Raw genomic sequence first — 15,801 nt, forward strand, 5'->3', positions numbered from 1 at the left:
GAGAGGTGATCCCGCAGCCGGCTCCGTCAGCGGCGCGACAGGGTGATGTAGGTGAAGGGCGCGGTGTCCTTCGGCCCCTGGGCGGGGCCCTCCCGCGCGTCTTCGCGCCAGCCGGCGCGGTCGAAATCGGGAAACCGCACATCCCCCGGCGGCGCCGCATGCACCTGCGTCAGGTGCAGGGTCCGGGCCAGCGGCAGGGTGTCCGCAAACACCCGGCTGCCGCCGATCACCATGGCCTCACCAGCGGCCAAGGCCTGTGCCACATCGGCCGCGGCCGCGAGAGCGGCGGGCAGGTCCGCCACCTTCACCACCCCTTCGGGCACGGCAAAAGCCGGATCGGCGCTGATGACGATGGAGGTGCGGCCCGGCAGCGGCTTGCCGATGGACTGGAAGGTGCGCCGGCCCATGATCAGCGGCTTGCCCCAGGTCAGCGCCCGGAACCGCTTGAGATCAGAAGACAGATGCCACGGCATCGTCCCCTCATGGCCGATCACCCCATTCTCCGCGACAGCGACAATGAGCGCCAGCGGCACCGGCGCGATCATGGGGTCGACAGGCGCGGTCATGGCTGGCTCCTCAGGCGTTCGAGCACGGTTTCGGCAGCGGCGCGGCCCGACAGGTGAGCCCCATGGGCGGTGGAGAAAGCCGGCCCACCCAGCGCTTCACCGGCAAAGAGCACCCGCGTGCCAAGCCCCTGGTGCAGCCACGGGCGCAGGTGGCCGGCACCGGGCAGCGCGCAGGAATAGGCGCCACCGATATAAGGCGCATGGGTCCAGTTGGTGACCCGGGCCCGCCGCACACGGCCGCGCAGCCCGGCGCCGAACGCCTGGGCCAAGGCCGAGGTGGCGAAATCCACCATCGCCCCCTCGCCGGCCGCCACCAGCGCCGCCGCCTCCGGGCCGGCGATATGCACCACCGCCGCCGGCGCGCCACCGGGGCGCAGCAGCGCCGACACCGCAAGCCGCTGCGGGCGGTCGGTATCGAAGGCATCGAGACCGGTGCGCGGGGGAACACCGAAGACATCATCGTCGAACAGGAGGGCGATCTTTTCCGCGCAGCCGAGGGGCAGCGCCGCGAACGCCTCGCCCAGCTCCGGCGGCAGGCTCGGAGTGAAGGCCAGCTGGCCCCGCGCCACCACGGCGGTGGAGACCGCGACGATGGCGAAGCGCGCCGTCAATGTGCCGCGCGGGGTCTCCAGCCGCAGCCGCCGTCCGCCGTGATCGAGCCGCGTCACCGGGCAATCGAGGGTCACCGGCAGGGTGCCGGCATGGGCCTGGATCAGGGCGCCATAGCCGTCGAGCACCGGCCAATTGTCATCGGTATCGTGGTAGCGGCTGTAGTCGAGGGTGGAGATGCGCTCCGGCGCGGCGGCAGACATCAGGGCGAGCCAATGCCGCGCCAGCGGCAGCCAAGGGCCGAGCGGCCGCAGAGCCTCCACCGCCGCCACGTCCCGGCCGGCCCGCCCGGCCGCCGTCACCGCATCCATGGCCGCATCCACCGCCGCCTGAGCGGCCGTGGCCTCGTCCGCCGTGGCGAAACGGGCGCCCAGATGCAGCAGCCGCTGCCGCCGCGCCGGCCCGTCCGCATCGAACCGGAAACCGAGGCGCCGCGCGATGGGGACGAAGGGATTGGCGCGGGCGTCGTGCAGCCAATGACAGCCGAGATCGAACGGGGTGCCCAGGGTCTCGCGATCGGTGGCGGCGCGGCCACCGATGACCGACGCGGCTTCCAGGATGCGGAAGTCGACCCCCGCCGCCGCCAGGCTCGCGCCGGCGGCCAGCCCCGCGGCGCCCGCGCCAATCACCGCCACATCGGTTTCGCAGGTCACCGCTCGCGCTCCGCAAGGCGGGACACGGACAAACGTCGCCGCCGGTTCACCATGCCGGGCGCCTCGCGGCCATGGGCGCGAGCGTGCCTACTTCTTGTTGCGGAAGACGTCGAGCTGCACCACCTGGGCGCCGCTGGCGGGACGCTCAGCATCGGCGCCGCCGGCCTCATGGGGCTCGCCGGCTGCATCGCCGCTCACCTTCGCGGCGGACACCGCCGGCTCCGATGCGGCGCCACGCGACGGCTGCTTCAGCACCGTCGGCTTGCTGCCGGCCGGCCCGGTCGCGGCGTCATCGGCGGCCTCCTCGGGCTCATCGCCATTCCCCTCGTCCGGGGTCGCCAGCTCGAACTGGAGACCGAACTTCACGGACGGATCGAAGAAGCCCTTCAAGGCGGAGAACGGCACCAGCAGCTTCTCGGGAATGCCGCCAAACGACAGCCCCACCTCGAACGCCACATCGGAGACGATGAGGTCCCAAAACTGGTGCTGGAGCACAATGGTCATCTCTTCCGGATACTTCTCGCGCATGCGCTGCGAGAGCCGCACGCCCGGGGCGCGGGTGTCGAAGGAGACGTAGAAATGATGGTCGCCCGGCAGGCCATCCTTGGCCACATCCTGGAGCACGCGCCGCACCACGGAGCGCAGCGCTTCCTGAGCGAGAAGATCGTAGCGGATGTGATCGACCGACATGTGTCCGCTTGAGCCTTGTCCCAGCCGGACAAACAGATTCGCGCCGGCCATCTCGCCCCACGGACATCGCACCCCGAAGAGATCGCGCCCGAAGGACGTCGCGCCGAGAGCGGAGACGGAAAGCCTGACCCCTCCGCCGATCCGGCTGCGCCGGCGGAAAGTGGAGGCTTCTGTTGCCAGGTGCCTCCGAACCCCGCCTATCCAGAGCTACCCGGTAGGACTTTTATTTTGGTCTTTCAAACCGCTCACGCGGCCTGAGCAACCGGAGCATAGTTGTCGTTGGCAACTATAAGTTTAGCCCGATAACGGTGGTACAATGCCGAGCGAAAGACTGACCTTTACACCCTCGTCGATCCTATTTCGCCCCCGCCGGAACCCAACCGCTGGAGACAGGCTCCGCTGATGGGCTCGGGTGGAGGCGCCGGGTACCGCCCCCGGGTCCGAATGGTTTATTTCGACATCCATTTATCGCCATATCCGGCTTGCGCCGGCGCGCCGAATATAAGCACCCGCCCCGGCCGAGGAAAGGGGCGGCCCGCACAAAGTGGGGCGCACCCGGCGCCACACCCTGGGAAATTGCCGTTCCTAAGGCTCCGAAAGGGGGTGGAGATCCCGCACCATGCCTTTCAGGCGCTCGTCCAGCACGTGGGTATAGATCTGGGTTGTGGATACATCCGCATGACCCAGCAGGGTCTGCACCACCCTGAGGTCGGCGCCATGGGCCAGGAGGTGGCTGGCGAAGGCGTGGCGCAGCACGTGGGGCGACAGGCGGGCGGGATCGAGCCCGGCTGCCAGGGCCAGGCCCTTGAGGTCCCGCGCCGCTTGCTGGCGGCTCACCTGGCCGCTCTCGCCGGATGAGGGAAACAGCCAGCGAGAGGCTTCGAGGCCGGCCGCCTTGCGGGCGTCCAGCCAGGCGCTCATGGCCGCCTTGGCGGGCGCCGAAAGGGGCACCAGCCGCTCCTTGCGCCCCTTGCCCATGACCATGATGGCATCGGACCGGGCGCGGGCGGCGCTGGCTGGCAAGGTGATGAGCTCGGAAATGCGCAGCCCGCTCGCATAGAGCAGCTCGATGATGCACACCACGCGCAGGCGCCGCAGCGCCTCCCCGCGCCGGGCCGCCGGCCGTTCGGCCGGAACGCCGTCCGCCTCCGGCTCCACCGGACCGGCTGTGACCGGCACCTCGGCGGCGCGGGCGTGGGCGGTTTCGATGAGCCGCGTCACCTCCGCCACCGTCAGCACCTTGGGCAGCGGGCGGCCGCGCTTGGGGCCTTCCAGCACGGCGGCGGGATCATCCTCCCGGTGGCCTTCCGCGAACAGGAAGCGATAGAATTGGCGGATGGCCGAGAGGCGGCGGGCAATGGTGGTGCCCTTGAAGCCGCGGAGATCGAGATCGGCCAGATAGGCCCGCACGGCGGCGGTGTCGGCCTCCGCCAGACAGCCGCCGCGCGTGGCCACGAAGGCCCCGAAATCGTCCAGGTCGCGCCGATAGGCATCGAGCGTGTGCCGGCTGGCGCCCCGCTCCACCGCCTGCATGTCGAGGAACAATGCGAGCGGGCCGGAGGCGCTCATTTGCCGATGCGCTCCGGTGGCACGGTGAAGGAGATGTCGCGGGGCTGCGGCTCGACCATGGTGGCGAGCGCCCACAGGGCGCCGTAGCCAAGGCCGGCGAGGATGGCCAGCACCACGATCAATCGAAACAAGGTGGGCACTGCGGTTTCCCCTGCGCCACGGAATCGCTCAGTTCAAGCGTCAGGAGGAGAGGTGCCATGCCTGCCGGTCGGGTTCAACCGCATTGCCCGCCCTGCGCGCCGATGCTAGAGCCCGAACATGGCCGGCGGAACGCCTTCATGCCGGCAGCTTTCATCGGACAGGCGCGGCGCGCGGCGACCCCAGGCTCGGGATCCGCCGGGCCGGAGCCTAAGGACCGTGCGGGTGCAGTCGGAAAACATCGTGCCGCCAGCAAAGGACATGCGAACCATGAGCGCGGGGCAAGCGCACGGCCACCCGGATCATCCCGCCCCCCGGGATGTCCTGGCGCTTCTGGGCACGCGCTCGGTGGTGCTGGTGGGCATGCCCGGCGCCGGCAAGTCCTCGGTCGGCCGCCGTCTCGCCAAGCGCCTCGGACTGGCGTTCGTGGATGCGGACGAGGAGATCGAACGCGCCGCCTGCATGAGCATTCCGGAAATCTTCGCGCGCCGCGGCGAAGCCGAGTTCCGCGAAGGCGAAAAGCGCGTGGTGGCGCGGCTGCTGCAGTCCGGCCCTATGGTCATCGCCACCGGTGGCGGGGCCTTCATGAACGCGGAAACCCGCGCCAACGTAGCCGCCAAAGGCGTCTCGGTGTGGTTGCGAGCAGACCTCGCCACCCTGCTCAAGCGCGTCAAGAAACGCACCGACCGGCCGCTGCTCGCCCAGGGCGACCCTGCCGCCAAGCTCGCCCAGTTGCTCGCCCAGCGCGGCCCCACCTATGCCGAGGCCGACCTCGCCGTCGATTCGCGTGACGTGGTGCACGAAGTGGTGGTCGACGAGGTGGTGGCGGCGCTGGCCCGGCATCTCGCGGCGCCAGACCAAGGACCCTCCATGACCAGCCCCTCCCTTTCCGCCGTGTCCTCTTTCCCGGTCGGCGCCCAGCGCAGCACGGTGCGGGTGGACCTGGCCGGCAGGCCCTATGAAATCCTCATCGGTCCCGGGCTGCTGAGCGAGACGGGCCTGCACATCAAGGCCCTGCGCAAGGGGGCGCGGGTGGCCATCGTCACCGATCGCAACGTGGCGGCGGCGGGCCACCTCGCCACCATGGAAGCCTCCCTTGCGGAAGCCGGCATCGAGCACACCGCCATCGTGGTGGAGCCGGGCGAGAAGACCAAGTGCTGGGCCGGCCTGCAGCAGGTGGTGGAAGGGCTGATCTCCGCCCGCATCGAGCGGCGCGACCTGGTGCTGGCGCTGGGCGGCGGCGTGGTGGGCGATCTCGCCGGCTTCTCCGCCTCGGTGCTGCGGCGCGGGGTGGATGTGGTGCAGGCGCCGACCACCCTGCTCAGCCAGGTGGATTCCTCGGTGGGCGGCAAGACCGGCATCAACTCGCCCCAGGGCAAGAACCTGGTGGGCACCTTCCACCAGCCGGTGCTGGTGCTGGCCGATACCGCCGCCCTCGACACCCTGCCCGGCCGCGAGGTGAAGGCGGGCTATGCCGAGGTGGTCAAATACGGCCTTTTGGGCGACCGCCCGCTGTTCGACTGGCTGGAGCAACACGCCCCGGCGGTGCTCGGCGGCGGGCCAGAGCGGATCGAGGCGGTGGCGGCGAGCTGCCTTGCCAAGGCCGCCGTGGTGGCCCGCGACGAAAAGGAAACCGGCGACCGGGCGCTGCTGAACCTCGGCCACACCTTCGGCCACGCGCTGGAGGCGGGCGCCGGCTTCTCCGATCGCCTGCTGCATGGCGAGGGCGTGGCCATCGGCATGGCCCTCGCCTTCGCCTTTTCCGCCAAGCTCGGCCTGTGCCCCGGCCAGGACGTGACGCGGGTGGTGCGGCACCTGGAGGCCGTGGGTCTGCCCACCCGGATCGCCGACGTGCCCGGCGACCTGCCCGATACCGACGGGCTGATGCAGCTCATCGCCCAGGACAAGAAGGTGAGCCGTGGCGCTTTGACCTTCATCCTGGTGCGCGGCATCGGCGAAGCCTTCGTCGCCAAAGATGTGGATCCCGCCGCCGTGCGCGCCTTCCTCGCCGCGGTGCGCTGACGGGCGTCAGATCTTCAGGAAAGCCGCGGCGGCTTCCCGCACCCGCGCGAGCTGGGTGAACACGCCCATGTGCGTGCCGCCCTCCAGGGGCACGAGCCGGGCGCCGGCAATGGCCTCGGTCACCGCGCGGGCATGGGCGAACGGCACGATGCCATCCCTTGTGCCGTGCAGCGCCAGCAGCGGCGCCGCCACGCCATCGGCACAGCTCGCCGGCAAGGTGGCGAACTGGGCCACATCGCTCAGCGTGCCCGGCATGCGCCCGGCCATATCCAGGCAGGAGCTGAGCAGCAGCGCCGCCAGCAGCGGCCCGGCCGCCGGATCCGCCAGCACCCGCGTGCGCTCCGCCCCGTCGGGCACGAAGCCCTGCGCCGCCCAATGGGGCCAGCGCCGCACCACGAAGGCCGGCACCCGGTTGAGCCCCGGCAGGCGGGAGAACACCTCCGACCGTTCCAGCCCCACCCGCGAGGCGGGCGGCGCCACCAGCCGGCCGGTGCAGGCGCTCACCAGCACCAGCCCCCGGCAGCGCGCGGGATAAAGCCGCGCGAAGGCGAGGGCCGAAGGCCCGCCGCCGGAGAAGGCCGCCAGGAACGCGCTGTCCAGCCCCATCTGGTCCAGCAGTGCGGCGTAGGCATGAGCCTGCGCTTCGGCGGTGACACCGGTGGCAAGGGGGGAGCCAGGATAGCCCGGGCGGGCGATGGAGATGATGCGCCAGCCCGCCCAGTCAGGCAGCAAGGCCCGGGCCAGCAGCCACGACTGGTCAAGGCCGCCCATGATGCCGTGCAGCGCCAAGAGCGGCACCCCCTCCCCCTCGACCGTGCAGGCGAGGGCGCCGCCGGGGGTGGCGACCATGCGCGGGGTGGGGATGGCCGCCAAGAGGCGCTCCGCCGCCAGTGCCACGGGATGCATGGGCGCTCTCCTTCTGCGCTCGGGCGCGGGTCGCGCCCTTAGAGCGGTGCGAGAGTGCCGCGATTCGCCGTCTGTGGAACCGGCGCGGTATGGCGCAGGGCGAGCCGCCGCAGCACCGCCACCGCCTCCGCCGGCGGGCGCTGCTCGATGCGGCGATAGGCACGGCCATCGGCGGTGCGCCACACCATGCCCCGGTCCGCCATCTCCCGCCGTAGCAAAGCGTGATCGGCAAACAGGTGGCGGGCGTTGAGACGATCGTTGATCTCCCGCTCGGTCAAGGTCTCGCCCGCCGGCAGCGTGGACCACAGGGTCCACAGGCACAGGCGCCGCCAGCTCTCCTTGCCCGGCCAGCGGGTAAGCCGACCCTGCGGATCGAACAGGCCGGCGACCCGATCCACCCGCTTCAGATCAACGGGATCGGCGGCTGGCACGGGCGCAGGCTCGGCGGGCCCGCCCTCGGCAAGGGCGCGGAAATGCTGGAAATTGCGGTGGCCGCTCGCCCGGGCGAGCATGTTGAGCATCTCGAGATGGCTCGGCAGGTGATCACAGGCGGCAAGCTGGCCCCGCAGCGCGCGCGCCAAAGCGGAAATATCGTTTGCCGCAAAGGCAAAGACCGGTCTGGACATGACTTATCCTCGACAATGCGCCGCATTCCGATGAGGAGGTCGAGGGTCACCGGCTTGCGACGGGCGCAGGATAAGCGTTCGGTCTGAATTGAGACGCGCCGGCCTCAACACGAGACGGACGACGCGGCAGGTTTAGCTCCCCTTGCGGGGCGGTGACGCCTGGGTGAACTGCGGACCCTGCCGCCCGTTTAGCCCAGACGCCGGCGCACCTCAACTCAGAAGTGCTTTTCCGGCCAGAGGCACAGATCGGCGATGAGGCAGCGGCCGCACTCCGGCTGGCGCGCCTTGCAGATGTAGCGGCCGTGCAGGATCAGCCAGTGATGGGCGTGGAGCTTGAAGCGATCGGGAATGCGCGCCTCCAGCGCCTCCTCCACCGCCAGCGGGGTGGCGCCGGGAGCAAGGCCGGTGCGGTTGGCCACCCGGAACAGATGGGTGTCGACGGCGATGGTGGGCTCTCCGAAGGCAATGTTCAGCACCACGTTGGCGGTCTTGCGGCCCACCCCGGGCAGGCTCTCCAGCGCCTCGCGATCGCGCGGCACGTCGCCGTGGAAGCGCTCCAGCAGCAGGCGGGAGAGCTCCACCACATTCTTCGCCTTGTTCTTGTAGAGGCCGAGGGTGCGGATGAAATGCGCCACCTTCTCCTCCCCCAACGCCACCATGGCGGCGGGGGTGGAGGCGGCGGCGAACAGGCCCTTGGTGGCCTTGTTCACCCCGGAATCGGTGGCCTGGGCAGAGAGCACCACCGCCACCAGCAGGGTGTAGGGATCGCTGTGATCCAGTTCGCCCTTGGGCTCGGGATTTGCGGCCTCGAAGCGGGAGAAGGCCTCGGTGATCTCGGCGGCGCTCCAGCCGGTCACCGTCTTGCCGTAGGCGGCCGCCGCCGCATTGGCCACCGCCTTGTTGCGCCGGGCCGGCGGCTCGGGGGGCGCGGCTGCCGCGCGCCGCTTGCTCGCCTTGCCTTTGGCATCTGTCGCCTTGCGGCCGGGCTTTTTAGGAGCGGGGGGAGTGAGCAGTTCGGCCAGGGGATCGAAAGCCTCCGGCGCGGCTTCTGAAGCAACCTGGGCACGTGGCTTGGTGGTGCCCTTGGTCGCTCCCTTGGCTGTCGCCTTGGGCGAGACCTTGGGCGAGACTTTCGGCGCGGCGGGCGGGCGCGGGGCTGGCATCTTTCGCGGCATTTTTCCCCTATACTGCGCTCCCATGAGCGACGCCACCGATCCGAGCCGCGACGCATCTGAGACCACCGCCGATGACCCGGTGGTCTATGCGGTGACGCTCGCGCCCCATCGCTCCCTCTCCCCGCGTGGCTTCCTTCTGGTGATGGGCACCATCGCGGTGGTGAGCTTCGGCTCCGGCGCCCTGTTCGTGGCCATGGGGGCGTGGCCGGTGTTCGGCTTCTTCGGGCTCGACGTGCTGGTGCTCTATCTCGCCTTCCGCTCCAGCTTCCGCTCGGCACGGGCGCGGGAATATATCCGCGTCACCGCCAGCGCGATCGAGATCCGCGACGTCTCGGCCAAGGGCCGCACCAGCGTGGTGCGCCTCAACCCGTTCTGGACCCGCATCGCCCGCCGCGATGATGATGAGCTCGGCACCCTGGAACTCGCCCTGGTGTGCGGCCCCCGCCAGGTGCCGGTGGGTCGCTGCCTCGGCCCCATCGAGAAGGGCCGGCTCGCGGGCGAGCTCACCGCCGCTTTGAACCACGTGAAGAAAGGCGTGGTCCGCAGCCGGTTCTGAGCCCCTCAGGCGGCGTGGAGCCGGGCCAAGGCAGGGGCGAAGAACGGCTCGGCGATCATCTCTTCGGCCAGAGTGCGGATCTCCCGCGCCAGATCGTCCACCAAAGCGCTGCGCGGCACCCAGCTCGGCCGGATGAAGCCGTAGCGCAGGTCCAGTGCCGGCTTGAAGCGCTTGAGCACCAGCCCGCTGACCCCGCTCGACTGGGCCACGAACGGATCGGCGATGCAGCAGCCGAGATTGAGCGAGGCCAATTGGCAGGCGATGACGCCGTTGCGCGCCTCGATGCGGATATTGGCCTTGCGCCCGGTGCGGTGGGAGAGACTCTCCAGGTGCCGGCCCAGCAGCGAGCGGGGATGGGTGGAGATGATGTCGTGCTGGATGAGGTCCTCATAGGTCACCACCTCCAGCGCGGCGAGCGGGTGGCTCGGGTGCAGCGCCGCCACCGCCTTCACGGTCAACAGGGGCTCGATCTCATAGGCCCCGGTCTTGAGCGGCAGCACCACCACGCCGAGGTCGAAGGCCTCCGCCTCCATCCAGGTGTCGATATCGAGGCGCACCCGGGAATCCACCTGGGCGGTCAGGCCCGGGTGCCTGGCCATCATCCGCGCCAGCGCCTGGTTGATGAGGCCGTGGGAGATGAAGGGCGAGGAGAGGATGCGCACGTGATCGCGCCGGCCGCCACGGATCTGGGCTGCGAAGCGGTCCAGCTCGTCCTGGGCGGTCAGCAGTTGGTCCACCTGCTGGTAGAAGCGCCGACCCTCGGCGGTGAGGCTGAGGCTGCGGCCGCGCCGGTCGAAGATCGCAAAACCCGCCTCGTCCTCCAGCGCCGAGAGCAGGCGGCTCACCTGCGGCGCCGTCTTCAGCAGCCGATCCGCCGCCCGGGCCACCGAGCCACACTCCACGAATGCCCGCAGCGCCTCCAATCCCCGAACGTTCATGGTCGCTCCAAACCGTGCTAAAAACGCAAATATCGTTGAGAATTTTGAATTTGACGCAAGTATCACATTTTCGCAATCGTGAGCGGCAAGATCTCCCTGGACAGAGCTGATGCGCGTTTCTTCTTCAAAGCCCGCCTGGAACCAGTCTCCCGCCGACTATCTCGCCGGCCGGCCCGCCGTTCATACCCTCCCGAAGACGCCCCTCTCGCGCTACGTGACCATGCGCGACGGCTGCCGCCTGGCGGTGGATGTGCATCTGCCCGACGGCGATGCCGCCACCCCGCGCCCGGCGCTGCTGCTGTTCACCCCCTATTACCGGCGCTTCGCCCTCGCCGCCGGGTCCACCGCCGAGCCCAACCCGAACACCGGCAAGTTCCGGGATTTCTTCGTGCCGCGCGGCTATGCGGTGGTGATCATCGACGTGCGCGGCACCGGCGCCAGCTTCGGCACCCGCGATGGCTTCCGCTCGCCGGCCGAGCGCCTCGACAGCGCCGAGGTGGCCGATTGGGTGATCGGCCAGCCCTGGTCCAGCGGCATCGTCGGCGCCACCGGCATTTCCTATCTGGGCGCGGCGTCGGACTTCCTCGCCTCCACCGGCCATCCGGCGGTGAAGGCCATCGCTCCCCTGTTCTCGGTCTGGGATACCTATTCTGACAATTATTACCCCGGCGGCCTGCAGTGCGCCTCGCTGACACAGACCTATGACCGCCTGATGTTCGGTCTCGACCAGGACCGGCGCGACCTGCTCAAGGAATTCAAATATTACGCCGATCCCGATTTCCGCGGCCCGCAGCCGGTGGATGAGGATGAGGACGGCACCCTGCTTGCCGCGGCGCTCGCCGAGCATGCGGGCAATTTCCGCCAGACCGAATTCATGGCCGACCTGCGCTACCGGGAAGAGGGCCTGCCCTACGATCCCGCCTATTCCAGCGCCTCCTTCAGCCCCTATACCTATGCCGCCGGCGTGAAGAGTGATGTGGCGGTGCTGTCGGTTTCCGGCTGGATGGACGGGGCCGGCTATGCCAACGGCGCCATCGCCCGCTTCCTGAACCTCAAGGACAATCCCCGCCACCTGCTGCTCGGCCCCTGGGACCACGGCGCGCGCATCGACGTTTCCCCCTGGCGCGCCGACGAGACCCCGGTGTTCCCCTGGATGGCGGAGGTGCTGCGCTTCTTCGACACCTATCTCATGGGCGCCGACACCGGCCTCAAGGACGAAGCGCCGATCCATTTCTACGCGTTGCACGAGGAAGCCTGGCACGCCGCCGACCAGTGGCCGCCCTATGGCGCCGACCTGGTGCTCGCCGGCAGCGAGAGCGGCACGCTCAGTGCGACCGCTGTCGAGGGGACCCGCAGCTATCGGGTGGACCCGAACCTCGGCACCGGCCACGAGACCCGCTACGAGCGCATCGCCGGCCACGATTCCCGCAATTATTACTGCGACTGGCAGGGCCGCACCGCCCGCATGCTGAGCTGGGACAGCGCCCCGCTCCTCGCCCCCCTCGACCTCGCCGGCCATGCCCGGCTCGATCTCCGCTTCCGCCTGGATGCGCCCGACGCCGCTCTGTTCGTCTACCTCACCGAGGTGGAAGCGGACGGCACCGAGCGCTATGTGACGGAAGGCCTCCTGCGTGCCCTGCACCGGGCCGAGGCCACGCCCCCCGCCGGCCAGGCCACCGCCTGGCCCTGGCGCACCTTCCGCCGTGCCGACGCGCAGCCGGTGGTGCCGGGAGAACAGATGAGCGTGCGCATTCCCCTGCTGCCCACCGGCTGGCAGCTGAAGGCCGGCAGCCGGCTGCGCCTCTCCATTGCCGGCGCCGATGCCGACCATTTCGGCAAGGTGCCCCATGGCCGGCCGCCGGTGATCACAGTGGATCTTGCCGGCACCCGCCTGCACCTGCCCGCCCGCGACATCGCCGGCCGCCTGCCCACCGGGACCGACGACCGCGCCGGCGCTCAGCTTTCCGAAGCCCTCGGCGCCATCCAGGCGGCGAGCGGGGCGACGGTGGCCACCGCCCTCGCCTACCGGGGCGACCGCGCGGTGCGCATCGCCACCAGCCACGCCGCCTTCCCGGTGGGCGCGGCCAAGCGCTTCGCCGATGCCCCCGCCATGGCGCAGATGAAGGCGGAAGGCGCCTCCCAATTGTTCGATGGTGCGGCCGCCCTGGAGCGCATGTTCGGCGACTGGAGCGCCATTGCCGCGCTCGGCTGCGATGCGGTGCTCAACCTGCCGGTGCGCGCCGGCGATGGCCGGCTGGTGGGCCAGATCAACCTGCTCGGCCCCACCGGCGCCTTCTCCGGGGCGGACCTTGCGGTCCTGACCGGCCTGGCGAAGGCTGCGGCCGCCGCCTTCACCCCTCTCGACACCGGCGCGGAGGCCGCATGAGCCCGGGACGGCTGCTCTACCGCGGCGGCATCATCGCCGCTTATGTGCTGATGCTGGCGCCGGTGGCCGCCCTCGTGGCCATCTCGTTCTTCCGCGACGAGATCGTCTCCTTTCCGCCGTCGGGCTTCACGCTCCATTGGTATGCCAATGGCTTCGCCCGCTCGGAATTCATGTCCGGCTTCATCGTCTCGGCCAAGGTTGCGGTGCTGGCCTGCCTTATCGGCGTGCCGGCGGGCACCGCCGCCGCCCTCGGCATCGCCCGCTCGAACCTGCCGTTCAAGGGCGCCTTCACCACCTTCATGCTGTCGCCGCTGATCGTGCCCGGCATCGTCGCCGGCACCGCGCTTTATCTCACGTTCCTGATGGCGCAGAACCGGCTCGACATGGACATCACCGGCACCCTCGGCGGCCTCGTCGCTGCCCATGTGCTGCTGGCCATTCCGTGGACCGTGCGGGTGGTCACCGCCAGCCTCCAGGGCCTCGATGGCGCAGTGGAGGAAGCCGCCGCCAATCTCGGCGCCCGCCCCTGGCAGGTGTTCTGGCGGGTCACCCTGCCCATGCTGCGCCCGGGCATCGTGGCGGCGGTGATGTTCTCCTTCATCCAGAGCTTCGAGAATCTGGAGCTGACCTTGCTGCTGGTGGGCCCCGGCATGTCCACGCTGCCCATTGAAATGATCAATTACCTCGAATTCCGCATGGACCCGACCCTGGCGGCCGTCGCCACCGTGCAGGTGGTGCTCATCGCCGCGCTGATGCTGATAACCGACCGCTTCGTGAAGCTGTCCCGGGTGGTGTGAGAGCAGGAAAGAGCGAACAGATGGCCGCACTCGACATCCAGGGGCTGGAAAAGACCTACGCCAACGGCTTCACCGCCGTGGCCGGCCTCGACCTCAAGATCGGCAAGGGCGAACTGGTGTCCCTGCTCGGCCCCTCGGGCTGCGGCAAGACCACCACCCTGCGCATGGTGGCCGGCTTCATCGACCCCACCGCCGGGCGCATCACCATCGAGGGCCGCGAGGTGACGCACCTGCCCGCCCACGCCCGCGACACCGGCATGGTGTTCCAGTCCTACGCCCTGTTTCCCCATATGAGCGTGGCGCAGAACGTCGCCTTCGGCCTGGAGATGCGCAAGGTGGGCCGGGCCGAGCGGGAGGCGCGCACGGTGGAGGCGCTGAAGCGGGTGCAGCTCGACCATCTGGCAGAGCGCTATCCCCGCCAGCTCTCCGGCGGCCAGCAGCAGCGGGTGGCCCTGGCCCGCGCTCTGGTGGTGAATCCCGCCGTGTTCCTGCTCGACGAGCCCTTGTCCAACCTCGATGCCAAGCTGCGCGGCGAGGTGCGCTCGGAAATCCGCGCCCTGCAGCAGGCCCTCGGCCTCACCACCCTGATGGTGACCCACGACCAGGAAGAGGCCCTCACCATGTCCGACCGGCTGGTGGTGATGGAGGGCGGCCGGGTGCGCCAGGCCGGCACCGCCGAGGACCTCTACGAGCGCCCGGCCGATGCCTTCGTGGCGAATTTCGTGGGCCGCTCCAACCTCATCCGCGGCCGCCTGGCCGAGGGCGCCTTTGAGGCGGCCTCCGGCACCCGGCTCGCCTGCGTCCCGGGCGGCGCCGGCACCGGCCCGCTGGTGTTCGCCCTGCGGCCCGAACGCATCGGCCTGTCCGTGGGCGACGACGCCACCGGCGAGCCCGCGGTGCTGAAGGAGATCCTCTATCTGGGCGCCCAGACCGAATATGTGGTCGCCCTGGGCGCCGAGCGCCTCACCGTCATCCGCCCCACCCCCGCCGCCGGCGATCCGCTGCACGCGGCCCGCCCGGGCGACGGGGTGCGCGCCCGCTGGACCCCCGAGCACGTGCGGCTGCTGCCGGACACCTGACCCATTTCCAATAACAAGCCTGCCAGAGGACGATGAACATGACGGACACCTTTAGACTGACCCGCCGCGCCCTCCTTGCCGCCGGCGCCGGCGCCGCCCTCACCCCGGCCTTCTCCGCCTCGCGCCTGATGGCCGCCGAGGCCAATGAGGTGGTGGTGGGCACCTGGGGCGGCGACTTCGGCAACACGCTGAAGATGGCGGTGGACGACGCCATCATGAAGCCCATGGGCTACACGGTGCTGCAGGAGATTTCCGGCCCGGTGCCCCGCCGCACCAAGATCCTGGCCGAGCGCATGAACCGCCGCGGCAGCCTGGACGTGGCCTGCCTCGCCGATTTCGACACCTATGCCGCCAGCGCCGTGGGCGCGCTGGCCGACGTGACCCGCGAGCGGGTGCCCAACAGCGCCCATGTGCTGCCCTTCCTCCGGAAGAGCTATGCGATTCCGCAGATCTATTCGGCGCACACCATCGTCTACAACAAGGAGATGATCCCGACCCCGCCGGCTTCCATCCAGGAACTGTGGAACCCCAAGTACAAGGGCAAGATCGGCCTGTCGGACTTCCTCTACACCACCAACATGGCCTATGCGGCCATGGCCAATGGCGGCTCCATGTCGGACTTCGGCCCCGCCAAGAAGGGGCTGGAGGCCTGGAAAGCGCTCGACGCCAAGGTGCTGGCCTCCACCGAGGCGGTGGGCGCGGCGCTCAAATCCGGTGAGATCTGGATGACCATCATCGCCGCCGCCCGCGGCTACATGTGGAGCCAGCAGGGCATTCCGGTGGGCTGGTCCATCGCCGAGGAAGGCGCCTTCCCCACCACCTATGAAGCCTGCGTGCCGAAGAACGCCCGCAATCTCGACGGCGGCTTCGTCTACCTCAACGCCATGCTGGATCCCTCCGCGCAGACCGCCTTCTCCAAGAAGATGGGCTATCTGCCCACGGTGACCAACGCCAAGCTCGATCCCGATCTGGAAAAGCTCATCGGCTTCACCGAGGCCCAGCAGCAGCGGCTGTGGACGCCGGATCTCAGCTACATCATGAAGAACCAGGCCCAGCTGCTCGACACCTGGAACCGCGATTTCAAGGGCTGA

The 15,801-nt window shown here is 69.8% G+C and carries 15 protein-coding genes and 1 other RNA gene; 6 read left to right on the plus strand and 10 right to left on the minus strand.

Going from position 1 to position 15,801, the window contains the following annotated elements; all coding sequences use genetic code 11:
* Positions 1 to 26: 26 nt before the first annotated feature.
* The 6 genes from MEU52_RS02920 to MEU52_RS02945 form a co-directional block, all read right to left on the minus strand.
* Complete coding sequence (locus tag MEU52_RS02920) at positions 27 to 566, minus strand: dihydrofolate reductase (RefSeq protein ID WP_238120242.1); 540 nt, start codon at positions 564 to 566, stop codon at positions 27 to 29.
* Positions 563 to 1,828, minus strand: coding sequence for a flavin monoamine oxidase family protein (locus MEU52_RS21925; RefSeq protein ID WP_238120240.1), 1,266 nt, complete (start codon positions 1,826 to 1,828; stop codon positions 563 to 565). The genes MEU52_RS02920 and MEU52_RS21925 overlap by 4 nt, the downstream gene beginning before the upstream one ends.
* 87 nt (positions 1,829 to 1,915) lie before the next feature.
* A complete protein-coding gene (locus MEU52_RS02930; RefSeq protein WP_238120239.1) occupies positions 1,916 to 2,518 on the minus strand; it encodes an SspB family protein in 603 nt (200 codons plus the stop codon).
* A gap of 159 nt (positions 2,519 to 2,677) precedes the next feature.
* Positions 2,678 to 3,049, minus strand: a transfer-messenger RNA (tmRNA) gene (gene ssrA / locus MEU52_RS02935).
* 54 nt (positions 3,050 to 3,103) lie between these two features.
* Positions 3,104 to 4,087, minus strand: a complete 984-nt coding sequence (locus tag MEU52_RS02940; protein ID WP_238120238.1) for a site-specific tyrosine recombinase XerD — start codon at positions 4,085 to 4,087, stop codon at positions 3,104 to 3,106.
* The gene (locus MEU52_RS02945) at positions 4,084 to 4,227 is read right to left on the minus strand and encodes a hypothetical protein (protein ID WP_238120237.1); all 144 of its coding nucleotides are present in this window, start codon (positions 4,225 to 4,227) and stop codon (positions 4,084 to 4,086) included. Before MEU52_RS02945 ends, MEU52_RS02940 begins: the two co-directional genes overlap by 4 nt.
* A 268-nt stretch (positions 4,228 to 4,495) precedes the next feature.
* On the opposite strand from MEU52_RS02945, the gene aroB reads away from it, so the two are divergent.
* Positions 4,496 to 6,247, plus strand: a complete 1,752-nt coding sequence (gene aroB, locus MEU52_RS02950) for a 3-dehydroquinate synthase (protein WP_238120236.1) — start codon at positions 4,496 to 4,498, stop codon at positions 6,245 to 6,247.
* 6 nt (positions 6,248 to 6,253) lie between these two features.
* Here aroB and MEU52_RS02955 read toward each other — a convergent pair whose 3' ends face one another.
* The 3 genes from MEU52_RS02955 to nth all read right to left on the minus strand — a co-directional run bounded on the left by MEU52_RS02955 (position 6,254) and on the right by nth (position 8,942).
* A complete protein-coding gene (locus MEU52_RS02955) occupies positions 6,254 to 7,153 on the minus strand; it encodes an alpha/beta fold hydrolase (RefSeq protein WP_238120235.1) in 900 nt (299 codons plus the stop codon).
* A gap of 38 nt (positions 7,154 to 7,191) precedes the next feature.
* Complete coding sequence (locus tag MEU52_RS02960) at positions 7,192 to 7,779, minus strand: DUF2087 domain-containing protein (RefSeq protein ID WP_238120234.1); 588 nt, start codon at positions 7,777 to 7,779, stop codon at positions 7,192 to 7,194.
* Between the two features lie 215 nt (positions 7,780 to 7,994).
* Positions 7,995 to 8,942 carry an endonuclease III gene (nth, locus tag MEU52_RS02965; RefSeq protein WP_238120233.1) on the minus strand — a complete coding sequence of 316 codons (948 nt, stop codon included), beginning with the start codon at positions 8,940 to 8,942 and terminating at the stop codon, positions 7,995 to 7,997.
* A gap of 34 nt (positions 8,943 to 8,976) precedes the next feature.
* Here nth and MEU52_RS02970 point away from each other — a divergent pair, with 34 nt between their 5' ends.
* Positions 8,977 to 9,510 (plus strand): DUF2244 domain-containing protein, encoded by a 534-nt coding sequence (locus tag MEU52_RS02970; RefSeq protein WP_238120232.1) that lies wholly within the window; start codon positions 8,977 to 8,979, stop codon positions 9,508 to 9,510.
* A gap of 5 nt (positions 9,511 to 9,515) precedes the next feature.
* Here the strand turns inward: MEU52_RS02970 and MEU52_RS02975 are convergent, their stop codons facing one another.
* On the minus strand, positions 9,516 to 10,448 hold the full coding sequence (locus MEU52_RS02975; RefSeq protein WP_238120231.1) for a LysR family transcriptional regulator: 933 nt from the start codon (positions 10,446 to 10,448) through the stop codon (positions 9,516 to 9,518).
* Between the two features lie 109 nt (positions 10,449 to 10,557).
* Here MEU52_RS02975 and MEU52_RS02980 point away from each other — a divergent pair, with 109 nt between their 5' ends.
* The 4 genes from MEU52_RS02980 to MEU52_RS02995 are packed head-to-tail and all read left to right on the plus strand — an operon-like array spanning position 10,558 to position 15,801.
* Positions 10,558 to 12,834 (plus strand): CocE/NonD family hydrolase, encoded by a 2,277-nt coding sequence (locus MEU52_RS02980; protein ID WP_238120230.1) that lies wholly within the window; start codon positions 10,558 to 10,560, stop codon positions 12,832 to 12,834.
* A complete protein-coding gene (locus MEU52_RS02985) occupies positions 12,831 to 13,631 on the plus strand; it encodes an ABC transporter permease (protein ID WP_238120229.1) in 801 nt (266 codons plus the stop codon). Before MEU52_RS02980 ends, MEU52_RS02985 begins: the two co-directional genes overlap by 4 nt.
* Positions 13,632 to 13,651: 20 nt before the next feature.
* Positions 13,652 to 14,710: an ABC transporter ATP-binding protein gene (locus MEU52_RS02990; protein ID WP_238120228.1), complete on the plus strand. Its 1,059-nt coding sequence runs from the start codon at positions 13,652 to 13,654 to the stop codon at positions 14,708 to 14,710.
* Between the two features lie 38 nt (positions 14,711 to 14,748).
* The gene (locus MEU52_RS02995) at positions 14,749 to 15,801 is read left to right on the plus strand and encodes an extracellular solute-binding protein (RefSeq protein ID WP_238120227.1); all 1,053 of its coding nucleotides are present in this window, start codon (positions 14,749 to 14,751) and stop codon (positions 15,799 to 15,801) included.

This window comes from Xanthobacter sp. NM-25 (assembly GCF_022138605.1).
Taxonomy (GTDB): Bacteria; Pseudomonadota; Alphaproteobacteria; order Rhizobiales; family Xanthobacteraceae; genus Xanthobacter.